6 protein-coding genes are annotated in these 13290 nt (G+C 47.4%); 3 read left to right on the forward strand and 3 right to left on the reverse strand.

Translation table 11 applies throughout. The features are described 5' to 3' along the window. The first annotated feature begins 181 nt into the window (after positions 1–181). The gene (locus ACLWBB_RS13170) at positions 182–5530 is read left to right on the forward strand and encodes a beta strand repeat-containing protein (protein WP_413287993.1); all 5349 of its coding nucleotides are present in this window, start codon (positions 182–184) and stop codon (positions 5528–5530) included. Between the two features lie 22 nt (positions 5531–5552). Then, complete coding sequence (locus tag ACLWBB_RS13175) at positions 5553–9197, forward strand: RCC1 domain-containing protein (protein ID WP_413287994.1); 3645 nt, start codon at positions 5553–5555, stop codon at positions 9195–9197. 8 nt (positions 9198–9205) lie between these two features. On the opposite strand, the gene ACLWBB_RS13180 is transcribed toward ACLWBB_RS13175, so the two are convergent. Continuing rightward, positions 9206–9976 (reverse strand): hypothetical protein, encoded by a 771-nt coding sequence (locus ACLWBB_RS13180; RefSeq protein WP_413287995.1) that lies wholly within the window; start codon positions 9974–9976, stop codon positions 9206–9208. A 307-nt stretch (positions 9977–10283) separates the two neighbouring features. Between ACLWBB_RS13180 and ACLWBB_RS13185 the strand changes: the two genes are divergently transcribed. Next, positions 10284–11129, forward strand: a complete 846-nt coding sequence (locus ACLWBB_RS13185; protein ID WP_413287996.1) for an alpha/beta hydrolase-fold protein — start codon at positions 10284–10286, stop codon at positions 11127–11129. Here ACLWBB_RS13185 and ACLWBB_RS13190 read toward each other — a convergent pair. Beyond that, positions 11124–12032: a ThiF family adenylyltransferase gene (locus ACLWBB_RS13190; RefSeq protein WP_413287997.1), complete on the reverse strand. Its 909-nt coding sequence runs from the start codon at positions 12030–12032 to the stop codon at positions 11124–11126. The two genes, ACLWBB_RS13185 and ACLWBB_RS13190, sit on opposite strands and share 6 nt — an antisense overlap. A gap of 131 nt (positions 12033–12163) precedes the next feature. Further along, the gene (locus ACLWBB_RS13195) at positions 12164–13234 is read right to left on the reverse strand and encodes a branched-chain amino acid aminotransferase (protein WP_413287998.1); all 1071 of its coding nucleotides are present in this window, start codon (positions 13232–13234) and stop codon (positions 12164–12166) included. Between the last annotated feature and the right edge of the window lie 56 nt (positions 13235–13290).

Here is a 13290-nt window from a genome sequence, read left to right on the forward strand (position 1 = left end):
CAAACCGATATCTGTTTTCGACATTACAGCTTTCCAAGTTTTTTACCGATATTTTACATATATGTCGCATAAATACAGTACGTACTTACAAATGCCGACTGTCTTTCAACGAATTTTCATGAAATTCGTCAAAATAATTTTACCCATTTTATTTTGCCAACAAACCTTCGCTGCCTCCGGAGTGACTTACACGGGACGCATCTTTGACTCCAATGATGAGCCAATCACTGCAAGTCAGGTGACTTTCACTCTCGCCGTCTATGACTACGATGGAAAATGTCTTCTCTACTCAGAACAACGAGACCTTGATTTATCTGTATCCAAAGGAACCTTCTCTTTCGAGATCGGATCACCAGGGGCGCTCACGTCGAGTTTCCATGGTGGCGCCACTGGCCCTCAAAACCTCTCGGATATTTTTAATAACAGCAAATCCTTTAGTGGGCTTGGTACTGCCAATGGCTGTTCGGGTACTATGACAGCACCGACAGATCCCACTGCAGGCCGCATGTTGGCCGTGAGTTTCACAGTGGGCGCGGCAACCCCATCTCAAGATCTACCATGGTTGAAAATCTCTCCGGTTCCCTCTGCCCTTCAGGCTTATGCGGTGAACGGCTATGGGACTGGCTCTCTTTTAAAAGTCGACTCTGCTGTTAACCAAACTACAAATGCTAACAACGCTCTTTCACAAACTCAGTACGATGAATTCTGGCGCTTAGTGAAAGCTCCGTTGACTGCTTACTTGCCTACAACAGGCGATGTAACAATCGTTTCTGGTAATAACAGAGTCACTACTTTCTTAGGACAAACTCTGCCTGCAGGTCCTGCAACTAATAACCAAGTGTTGGTATCTAACGGTACATCATGGACTCTTCAGTCTATGAGCTCTGGCTCAGTCACTAGCGTTGCTGGCACAGCTCCAATCACTATTGGTGGTACGGCTTCTGCTCCGAACGTTGCTATCGCTCAAGCAAATAGCACTACAGATGGTTTCTTAGATAGCGCTGACTGGGTTACTTTCAACTCGAAACAATCTAGTGGTCTTGCCGATGGCAGCATTTGGATAGGTAATGCTTCTGGTGCAGCTCAAGCTCGTGGCATGACTGGTGATGCAACAATCTCTAATACAGGTGTGTTGACTCTTGCTTCTACTATCACTGCAGGTGGCCCAGTAGGTACTGCTGGTTATGTTCCAGTAATCACTTACGATGCTAAAGGTCGTTTGACTGCAGTTACTTCTGCGGCTGTTAATGATTCGTCAAAATTGCCACTTGCTGGTGGCACTATGTCTGGCGCACTCAATATGGGCGGTCAAGATATTACTAACACTGGCAACATTTCGATGGCTGCGAATAAATATTTTGGTCTTTCTTCGAATACAACCGATGGTACCGTTGCCGGTCAAATTTGGTATGACGCTGGTACTATTAAATACTTCGATGGTTCAACTGTGAAGTCTTTGGGGGTTTCCGGCGGAGGCATCACAAATCTGAATGGTTTGACTGCTGGTACTCAAACATTTGCGATTGGCACTTCAGGCAATGCACCTTCATTCAACTCTGTAACTGATACTCACACGTTGAACATTCCAATGGCTAATGCCGCTGGCACTGTGACTGCGGGTCTTATCAGTAACGCTGATTACGTTTCTATGATGGCAAAGCAATCAAGCTCTTTGGCTGATTCTTTGATCTGGGTTGGTAATGCTTCTGGCGCCGCGCAAGCTCGTGCAATGACTGGTGATGCTACTATCAGCAACACAGGTGTCTTAACTGTTGTTAAAACAACGACTGGTGAAGCTAACAAACTTTTAGCTCTCGATGGTACTGGTGTTGGTAACGTCAAAGGCTTGGATATCCAAACTGGTACTGGTAAAGCGACGATCCAAACTTCAGGTGCCTTCACAAACTACGTTCTGACTTTACCTACTGATGACGGTAACGCAGACCAAGTTCTTAAAACTGATGGTTCTGGTATCCTTTCTTGGACTTCAGTTCTTTCGGGCGTAAGCAACACAGCTAACTTAGCTGACTCAAAAATCTGGGTTGGTAATGCTTCCGGTAAAGCGGTCGAAGTTTCTATCTCTGGTGATGCTACTATCAGCAACACTGGTGCATTAACTCTTGCTTCGACGATTACTGCAGGTGGCCCAGTTGGAACTTCTGGTTACGTTCCAGTGATCACTTACGATGCCAAGGGTCGCCTCACTACTGTTACTTCCGCAGCTGTTAACGATACTTCTAAGCTTCCACTTGCTGGCGGCACTATGTCTGGCGCGATCAACATGGGCGCTCAAGACTTGAATAACGTTGGCAACATCAACATGGCTGCTAGTAAGTACTTCGGTCTTTCTGCAAATAGCACTGATGGCACGGTTGCCGGTCAAATGTGGTATGACGCTGGCGTGATCAAGTATTATGACGGTGCAACTGTAAAATCACTTGGGGTTTCTGGCGCTGGTATTACTAACTTAAATGGTTTGTCAGCTGTGACTCAATCTTTCGTGATTGACGGTGCTGGTTCTGACTTCGCAGTAAACTCTGCAGGTTCAGCTCATACATTCAGCTTACCAAGTGCTTCTGCAACTAATCGTGGTGCTTTAACTTCTGCTGACTGGTCTGCATTCAACTCTAAACAATCTAATGCTCTTGCTGATTCTAGCATCTGGGTTGGTAATGCTTCTGGTGGAGCTCAAGCTCGCGCAATGTCTGGTGATGCTACGATTTCTAATACTGGCGCAATCACTGTTGATAAAACTCAATCTGCAGTAGCTAGCAAAATCTTGCAATTAGATGCTAACTCAGTAGCAACTACTAAAGGTGTTAATGTTAACGGTTCTACAAGTGGTTCGATCTCTATCCGTGGTCAAGCTACTGCGGGTACTTACACTTTGACACTTCCAAACAACGATGGCGGTGCCAACGAGTTCTTGCAAACTGATGGTTCGGGCAACCTTACTTGGGCTACTCAGTCGGCTCTTCTTCCATCATTGACTGCTACTAACATTTGGGTTGGTAACGCGTCTGGTGGCCCAGAGGCTCGCGTTCTTGCTGGTGATATCTCTGCCGTCAGTGACACAGGCTCTGTGACAGTCGTTAAAACAACAACTGCTGAAAATAATAAGATCTTGGCTTTGAACGGTACTGGTGTTGGTACTATGAAGGGTCTTGAGATCCAAACTGGTACTGGTAAGGCGACGATTCAAACTTCAGGTGCCTTTACAGATTACGTTTTGACTCTTCCTGGTGATGATGGAACTGCCAATCAGGTCCTCCAAACAAATGGCTCTGGCATCTTGTCATGGGTGAATCAGAGCAGTGGTGCTGATAACTTAGGGAATCACACGGCGACAACAAATATTCAATTAGGCTCGAACTGGCTGAGCGGAGATGGCAACAATGAAGGTCTCCTTATCGACAGCTCTGGCAATGTCGGAGTTGGCGCTGCGAGTGCGGGTGCGAAACTAGAAGTAAATTTATCCAGCACAGACACGATCATTGGAGCTGGCGCGCCTGCCTTCGCTATCAAAAATACAAACGCAACTAGTGGCGCCCTTAACACTATGTTATTCGTAAACTCAGGAGGCTTTGGTAGCGCCGCCATTTCTACTACTCAGACGAATACTACCAATCTTGGAGACAATTTAGTTCTTCAAGCAAAATCATCAAGCACGGGCAACTGGCATCAGGATCAACTCGTTGTTTCTGGTAACGGCAATGTCGGCATTGGCAAGAACAACCCAGGAGCCGCTCTTGATGTAAAAGGCGCCATCCGCATGTCAGGCGCCACTTCTGGCTACACTGGTTTCCAGCCGGCCGCCGCAGCTGGCTCGACTGTTTGGACATTACCAACGGCTGATGGTTCAGCAAACCAAGTTCTGCAAACAAATGGTTCTGGAGTTCTTTCATGGGCGAATTCGACAGACAACGCGAAGCTGCCTCTGGCAGGTGGTACGATGTCTGGTGACATCAACATGAATGGAAACGATATTCTGGGACTTTATTTAGGGGCTGGTCGGTTCTTCCTTGGTAATGCATCTAACGTTGCTGACACAGTACTTATGAGCGGTGACGCGACGATGAGTCCAACTGGTGTTGTGACTGTAGATAAGACGACTGCGGCTGTAGCAAATAAGATTTTGCAACTTGATGCAAACTCTGTTGCTAACACCAAGGGTGTCGATGCGACGAGTACTCAAAGTACAGTCTATGCAACTTCATCGGCATCTTTGAAAGTCCCGGCAGGTGGCGTAAGTCTTTCAGTGAATAACTGGCAAGATACCAGTGGGACAGCTTCCTACATTAAAATGAACGCCTACAACACGAGCTCGAATGATCAATATGCATATATCGGGACTGTTTCTACGGCTGGTGCAGGTGCGTGGTCTCCATCGATCGTCTTTGGTCAAACTACAAGTTCTACCGCTTACGCAGAAACCATGCGTATTCATAGCAATAACTTTGTAGGTATTGGCGCCACGGCTCCTGCGACCAAACTCGATGTTAGTGGTGTGACTCGCTCAACTGGTTTTGATGTGAATGCCACTTATGGTGGAAGCCAAGCTTCTGTTCGCGCTCCAGCTTCTTTCACAAGCTATACTCTGACACTGCCAACGACTGTAGGAACAAGTGGCCAAGTTCTTAGCACCAACGGCTCTGGCACTCTTTCTTGGGCGACGGTTTTGACCCCGTCCGATGGTGTCATTAAAGATGGAAATAGTTTTGGCGCACATATGATCATTGGAACAAACGATAACTATGATTTCCGCTTCGAAGCCAATGGTGCTACAGCCATGACCATTGAACCTTCTGGTGAAGTAGGCATTGGTACGACGACTCCTGGTTATAAATTGGATATCGCCTCAACCGATGGCGATGCTATTCGTTTAAACACCTACAGCAACACGGCTGCTCAAGGAAGTACCGCCATGCTCTACCGTGCACGTGGCACAGCAGGCTCTCCGTCAGCGGTTCAATCCAGTGATACATTAGGTGGAGTTTATTCCCGAGGTTATGGAGCAACCAGCTTTGGTTCTTCGGCTACTGCATATATGGAATTCTCAGCAGCACAAAATTTCACCGATGCAAATCGCGGAACATTCATGTCTTTCTATACGACGGCCAACAACTCAGCTTCACCCACCGAGCGCGTCAGAATCACAGAGGGTGGCAATGTCGGGGTTGGCACCTCGAATCCTTCAGCAAAACTGGAGGTCAGTGGTTCTGTTGCCACTCCGACCAACGTGATTGCTTCCGGTGCTGCGGTAAATCTTTCTTTAAGTAATATTCATCTACTGCAATCTGTCGGCGGCACGACGATCACGCTTTCCAATATGGTTAACGGTGGCGTTTACACTGTGATCGTATCAGACACCACCGCTAGAACTTATACATTTTCAGGTTGCAACAATGCCTACTTCAGCCCTACCAACGCCGCCACGACCAATGGAACGAGAACCATCTATGGTGTCACGACGATTTACGTAGGTAGCAGCTGGGACTGTTACATTACTTGGGCCGGTGGATTTCAGTAATTAAGTTTTTAGAGGTTTCTAAATGGCTGTACGTAGCACTCTTTTAGCTTTGGTTTTTGGCCTTGCGGTGAATTCCGCAATGGCGAACCCTATGCAGTCATATTTTAATTTACTTCTTGCTGGCCAGCAGTGCACTCCACCAGCAACAACACTGACACTTTCTCCGGCCGCTGCTACTAGCAATGAAGGCGATGGTTCCGTCAGCGTCACAGCGACGCTCTCAACAGCCAGCTGTCGCGATATCACTATTTACTACTCTACACTAGGCACAGCCGCCGACTCGGTCAATTTTAGCGGCATCAGTGCTGGCAGTGTGACTATCAACAAAGGCTCTACCACCGCGCAAATCACCTACAGCCTTCCTCAGAATGGAGCTCAAGAACAAGAATCTTTTCTGGGCGTTTATTTAAAAGGTACTGGGAAATCTACAGACAACGTCACTCTAGGTGCGGAGCTCAGCTCTACTCACTTTGTTATCGACGATGAGACCGGTGGCTATCGCACGATATCAGACACTGCAAGCGGCGGTGGCACTCAATGTGCCATCGACAGTGCTAATTACTTGAAGTGTTGGGGTCTTAATGATTTTGCTCAAATCGGTGACGGCACCACTATCAATCGCGATACAGCAGTGAAAATCGATCAAAATGCTGTTTTCACTTACATGAGATCCGGAGAAAATCACGCTTGCGGAATTACGTCCACCGGCACTTTGTTATGCTGGGGTTTGAATAACTATGGCCAACTTGGCAACGGGACCGTTGTCGACTCACTCTCGTTGGTGGTGGTCGACTCTGGAACTTCTTATTCCAAAGTTTCCCCAGGAAAATACTCCACCTGCGGCATCACGACCGCAGGAGTTTTAAAGTGCTGGGGTCGTAACCAACAAGGTCAACTCGGCGATGGAACCACAACAACCGCACCGACTCCAATCGTGATTGATTCTGGTACTGCCTACTCGGAAATCGCCATGGGGGTTTCCGGAGGCCCCTCAGGGATTCTTCACACCTGTGGAATCACCACTGCAGGGGTTTTAAAATGTTGGGGCTCTAACAATTACGGAGCTTTGGGACAAAACAATACCACCTCGTCAACAAGCCCCCTTGTTGTCGACTCGGGGGTCAACTATTCGTCAGTCACTGTAGGAGGCGCTCATTCTTGTGCGATCACGACCGGAGGCACTCTGAAATGTTGGGGGTACACTCAGTACGGTCAGGTGGGTGATGCCCAAACCGCAGCAGATAGACTTCTTCCAGTAACGATTGGTACTGGATACACCGCTATCGCTGCGGGCATGTATCATACTTGTGGCGTGACGGGTGGAGTCCTCAAGTGCTGGGGGCAGAACGCTTCAGGTCAAGTTGGCGATACCACTACCGCCAACAAATCTTCGCCAACAACTGCAGACTCAGGAACAAGTTATTCTAACGTCGGCTTGGGCAATGCGCACAGTTGCGGCATCACGACAGGCAATGTCTTAAAATGTTGGGGAGCCGCTACTTCGGGAAAACTCGGCAACGGAACCACCACCCCCAATGTGACTAGTCCCGCTGTGATTGATAGCGGTGTCAGCTATCAATCCGCATCTGGTGGTGCCGAGAGTACGTGCGCCCTTATGACCACGGGCGGAACTACCAAATGCTGGGGCGACAATGCTTTTGGGCAACTCGCTAACGGCACAACGACAGACAGTACAACACCTGTATTACTTGGAAACAGTCTTTACAGCATGGTTCGTATTGGCAAAAGCCACGCCTGCGGAATCACTACCACTGGAAAATTGAAATGCTGGGGCGACAATACCTACGGGCAACTGGGAGTTAATGACTTGAATCCACGCTCTCTGCCGACCACTGTCGATGGAGCCGTATCCTATTCCAAAGTAACATTGGGCGATTACCATACTTGTGCCATCACAACCGCCGGCGTTTTGAAGTGTTGGGGAAAAAACACCAACGCCGCTATCGGAAATGGAAACACTACAAACCAAGATCTCCCCGTCATCATCAATAGCGGAACAACCTACTCTGCAATTGCCGGAGGAGAACTACACACCTGTGGCGTAACCACCGCCGGTGTCTTGAAATGTTGGGGCTACAATGCAAGCAGCCAGCTCGGCGATAATACCGTGACACAAAGGGCGTCTCCGACGGTGATTGACACCGGTATTACATATTCCTCTGTTGAAACCGGGGCCAATCACTCTTGTGGAATCACGACGGCAGGCGCATTGAAGTGCTGGGGCTCTAGCGGAGATGGACAAATAGGTCATGGCAGTGGTGCCACACAGGCTACTCCCTTAGTTATTGATAGCGGCACTAATTATAGTCGGATTGAACTCGGAACCTCACACACTTGTGGGGTCACTAGCGGGAATATCTTGAAATGTTGGGGGAAAAACGACAGAGGCCAACTCGGCAACGGTACTATCACTTCAAGCTCGTCCCCCGTCGTCATACACTCTGGCACCTCTTACAATCTTGTTAGCATCGCAGAGACTCATAGTTGTGGTGTAACCAACGGAGGCATTTTAAATTGCTGGGGAGGCAATGACTATGGCCAGCTCGGAAACATATCTGGCACACTCAAGATGCGACCGATGATCGTGGATCGCAGCACACTAAGCTCTATTTCCACAGGGGCTAGTCATAGCTGTGTTATTACAAGCGCAGGCCTTCTCAGTTGCTGGGGGCTAAATACCTCAGGGCAACTCGGGATAGGCTCAACGACAAGCACCAAAACCCCCAACGCGGTTGAGGCAACAACCATATACTCTTCTGTAGGAATCGGAGTCAGTCATAGCTGCGCCATCACTTCGACAGGCGTTCTTAAATGTTGGGGACATAACGGAAATGGTCGTCTTGGAGATGGAACAACCACCCAAAGAAATTCTCCGGTAACTATAGATAGTGGTGTGACATACTCCGAAATCAACACAGGACAATATCATACATGTGGGCTCACCACAGGTGGCGTTGTAAAGTGCTGGGGATACAATCTCTATGGCCAAGTTGGAGACACCACGACGGTTGATAAAACTTCTCCTGTGATTATCGACTCTGGAACTTCTTATTCGCACATTTCTGTTGGCTGGAACCACAGCTGCGGGATCACCACCACAGGCGTATTAAAATGCTGGGGCAGAAATGGCACAGGTCAATTGGGCAACAACTCGACGACCGACAGCCCTACACCCGTCGTTATTGATGGCGGCACTACTTATAAAGCCGTTAGCGGCGGCGCCAGCCATACATGCGCAATCACAACTGCCGATGTTTTAAAATGTTGGGGCCAAAATACCTACAATAACTTAGGAGATGGTACGACCAATCAAAAACTTATACCTACGGTGATAGATAGTGGCGTCAGCTATTCGCTCGTGACAAGTGGCTCTTATGCAACCTGCGCAGTCACCACAGGTGGTGTTTTGAAATGCTGGGGACCCAATGACTTTGGAAGTATTGGCCTAGACAATCATGCACTCTCAATTTCAACTCCGACTGTAATAGATGCCGGTGTAAGTTACACCGCAATCTCTATGAGGCAGCAACACTTCTGTGGTGTTACTAGCTCGGGCATGAAATGCTGGGGCAGAAACGACAACGGTCAGACTATCTCACAGCCGATCCTGCGACCGATCTATGTTCCTGCCGTAAGACAACCTTAAATATAAATCTACGCAGCCGACGAAATTGCTCGCCGTTTAACTGCTTCCACGCCGTAAAGCTCTTCCGCGTAGGTCGCAAACGGTGTGACCTTCGCAGCCCCTTCCGGTTGTGGAAGGACTTCAAAGACTTCTGTCACAAGGTTTTTATTCTCTTCATAAACTCTTGTGAAGTGATCCAGATTGAAGTTCTCTACCAAGATCATCATATGTGGTGATTTCACAGCAGGATGCTCAAAGATCAAATCTTTGATCGTCTTACCCACAGGTTCTAACCAGCGAGAAGCTCCGTAAGTTTCATTTGTGCAACCGACGATATTATCAAAACCAGCTCTCATCACATGAGTGCAAACTAGGAAGTACCCAATCTCTGACAAATTCAGACCAGAATTTTTCTTAGAATAAGCAGGATCTACAAACCACGCGTTGCAATCCACGATTTCTTTGTGTCTTGCATGGAATCTATTAAATGCGTCTTGGAATGGTAGTGTTAACTTTGGAACTATACTCATCAACGGAGTATCAATACGATGAGCCGTCGCACGACTTAAATAAGTCGTTCTGATCGCAAAGATAAGTTTGGGCGCTAAAAAGTCGGTCGTATCATATATAAGATAATGAGTCCCAATCATGTCATGCTTATCCGTGACCACATAGTTGGGTTCTGTACGTAAGAAGTTTTTTTGCTTTGCAAAGACGACGTCTGAAAGAATCTTCTGGGCTGCCGGATTATCAAGTTGTGCCTTAGCGTTATCTACAATCACAAGTCTGAACTTACTCATCGGAGACCTCTTCTTATAAATAATTTTCGGTTAATCCCACGCTTCTATCAAGTCTAGTTAATAAACGTTTTTTGTTTATTAACTCTTGAAACACGCTCCAGATCTACTCCATATGTTCATAAGTGTTTCACAATAGGATTCGATCCGAGACATCAACATGATTGTACTTTCCTAAAACGCTCCTGAAAACAATGATCGAAAGGATCACTTTTAAGTGTATTGAACAGAGTCAGTTTTTTGAAAGCCTTTGAAAAGACAGCGAATTTCAAGATATAGTAAATCTAATTTACTAACGATTGCGGGACGTATGCTAAAAAATCGTATTGAAATTAAAGATGTTAATCAATGGACCTACGAGAGGTTCGGCCTTCACTCCTCTCTCTTAAACCAAGATCTGCACTGCGGCTTCTTCCGCTCCAAATCAGGAAAGGCAGTCACTAAAACACTCTATATGTTTCATGGCGGAAATGCGGACGACTCGCAGGCCGCGCAAGCCGGGCTTTTACCCTTGGTCGCCGATATCTTAAGCCAGGGCTCCCACGAGAATATTCAGATTGTTTTTCCATATATAGGTACCAGCTTTCTTCACGATCACCCCACTGCCCAGTCGAAATCCTTTTCTAATTACTTTCTTAAAGAAGTGATTTCGGTGGCGGAAAAGGAACTAAAAATACAGCCCGAAAATCGACTGCTTAGTGGTTGGTCTATGGGAGGCCAAGCGGCTTTAAATATGTTCCTGCGTTTTCCGGATCAATTCGGAGGCGTCGGAGTTCACTTCCCCACTCTTGTTGGTTTTAATTACAACGATAAACGGGAGCAAGAAGCCTATGCTCAGCGCCAGAAGGTCTCGGACGCAATGATGCATATCTTGGTTTCAGAATTTCAAAAAGAGTTCGTTGATATTAGTGACTTCTCAAATCACGACCCTTTACACCTGGCAAAGTTGAAAGCCGGACAGCTGGGGAATAAGAAAAAGATCTATTTTGATGTCGGCCAAGAGGACGAATTCGGACTCTCTGAGGGGGCCCGAATGCTTCATGAACTTCTTCTTGATAAAAAGGTGGCTCATCAATATGAGCTTGTGCCTCAAGGGAAGCATGATGGGGCGTTCATCTACACCCAGCTCGGAAAACTTTTAAAACATATCTTATAGAGTTTGATCTAAAAGTCTTTTGATACGACGACGGGCGAAGAACGCGCGGAAGGACTCTTGCATTCTGGCTTTAAACGGTTTTGCGAGAGGATTTAAATCGATATCCCACCCGTCGACCACTTCGCCCGATTCAACAAAGCGCAGAATCACTGGCACAATGATAGCCGACAGAAGATCCGACGTGCATCCCAACTGGGAAGCCGAAACGTCTCTTTTAGTCAGAAGGTCTTCCAATAAATTCAATGAATGCGCCGGAACCGCAGAAAGTGGTACGAAAGAGAACAGTACCTTCAGCGGGTGCTTAGCAGCTTTAGCGGCATCATACGCACCATCAAAGACATCCAAGTGTTCATTTCTATAATCATAGGAACGGCCCCATTGGCGGAAGCCGATATCTAGTGCTGTTAACACGGCTTTGTGCTCGCGTTGGGCGCGCTCATGCAATTGCAACTTCATCGCAATGCCAGACGCCGAGGTCACGTCAATAGCGTCGATAATGATATCGGCCCATTGAATTGTAGAGTCGATGTTTTCGATCGAAAGGCCTTCGGTGAAGTATTTTACATTCACGAAAGGATTGATGCCCGTCAAATTGTCAGCATGAAATTGTGCTTTGTTCTGACCAATATTTTCCTTGAAGGCATGTTGGCGATTCAGGTTCGTCAGCTCATACTCGCCGTTGTCAGCAAGAATGAAATTCTCTACTCCTAAGCGCGCTAGGGGCTCAATACAAGCACCGCCTGTCGAACCACAGCCCGCGATCAGGATTTTGATGTCACGAAGACGTTTTTGCGTATCAGAAGAAACGAAATGAAAGTTTCGTGTTGTCAGAGTTTGATAGTACTCTTCTCTGTCTTGTGGCCATTGGGTTTGCTGAGGCTGAAGCTTTCTAACAGAACTCATTTTGTCTCCGAGATTAGATCACTATTAGTTTATGGTATCTGATCTTGGAAAAACTAAAATGTCTAAAATCCCGAGCAATACCACTGCTGGACCAAAGCAGGTCCTAATGCTCAGCTTCTAGCGGATGGGCCTTAGGAGCGCTTTAAAGGAGTCAACCAGTTCAGTGTGTCCTTTTGAGTGCCACGCTGAATGGAAGTGATCTCGGTGAAAAGCTGAGTGCTGAGAGGGCCATTCTCGTTGTTATTGATAACCCAGTCTTTGCCTTTGTACGCAAGCACACCGATAGGCGAAATCACCGCAGCAGTGCCGGTACCGAAAGCTTCTTTCAATTGGCCCTTGCTCATCTTCTCGATCACTTCTTCAATCGTGATTTTTCTCTCTTTGATCGGAAGGTTTTTAGATTTCAACAATTGAATAACGGCATCACGAGTTCCGCCGGAAAGAATGCTGCCGTTCAAGGCAGGAGTGACGATCTCGTTATCGAAAACAAAGAACACATTCATAGTTCCGACTTCTTCGATGCCTTTGTGCTCAACATCCAACCAAAGAACTTGAGCATAGCCGCGTTTTTTAGCTTCAAGAGCGGCTTTCAAGCTAGCTGCATAGTTTGCACCTGCTTTGACGGCGCCAAGACCACCTGGGGCTGCGCGAAGGTAAGTTTCTTCAGTCCAAATCTTGATGGGCTTAGTCCCTTCTGAGTAGTAGGAGCCCACCGGAGACAACAAAATCAAAAACATAGTTTCGCGAGATGGGCGAACTCCCAAGAAGGGCTCGGTACCGATCAGGGTTGGACGGATGTAAAGGGCCGTGTTGGGTTCGCTAGGAATCCAGCGCTCATCTGCGGAGATAACTTGGTGAAGTCCTTCCATGAAAAGATCCATAGGTGGTGCTTCAAGACAGATACGAGCGGCGCCTTCGCAAAGGCGGTGGTAGTTAAACTCTGGCCTAAAGAAAACAATTTTGCCATCGGCTTGGCGGAAGACTTTCATGCCTTCAAAAAGTGCCTGACCATAGTGAAGAACAGAAGCTCCTGGATCCATAGAGATTGGACCGTAAGGAACTACAGACGCCTGGTGCCACCCCTGCCCTTCGCGATAGGTTGCGACGAACATGTGATCGGAAAAGTGCTGGCCGAATCCGAGTTGGTCAGAAGGTGGAAGTGGTTTCGGAGAGGTCGACAGGGTCTTAGTAATTTTGGTCATAACTAGGAGTTATCCAAGATGACCGCAGAGGTCAAATACGGAATGGGGACTTCAAA

It is taken from the genome of Bdellovibrio sp. HCB337 (assembly GCF_047302465.1).
GTDB lineage: Bacteria > Bdellovibrionota > Bdellovibrionia > Bdellovibrionales > Bdellovibrionaceae > JACMRP01.

Excerpts from the sequence above, each read along its gene's own strand:
- ACLWBB_RS13175 (WP_413287994.1), top strand. The coding sequence starts at position 5,553 with ATGGCTGTACGTAGCACTCTTTTAGCTTTGGTTTTTGGCCTTGCGGTG.
- ACLWBB_RS13180 (WP_413287995.1), bottom strand. The coding sequence starts at position 9,976 with ATGAGTAAGTTCAGACTTGTGATTGTAGATAACGCTAAGGCACAACTT.
- ACLWBB_RS13185 (WP_413287996.1), top strand. The coding sequence starts at position 10,284 with ATGCTAAAAAATCGTATTGAAATTAAAGATGTTAATCAATGGACCTAC.
- ACLWBB_RS13190 (WP_413287997.1), bottom strand. The coding sequence starts at position 12,032 with ATGAGTTCTGTTAGAAAGCTTCAGCCTCAGCAAACCCAATGGCCACAA.
- ACLWBB_RS13195 (WP_413287998.1), bottom strand. The coding sequence starts at position 13,234 with ATGACCAAAATTACTAAGACCCTGTCGACCTCTCCGAAACCACTTCCA.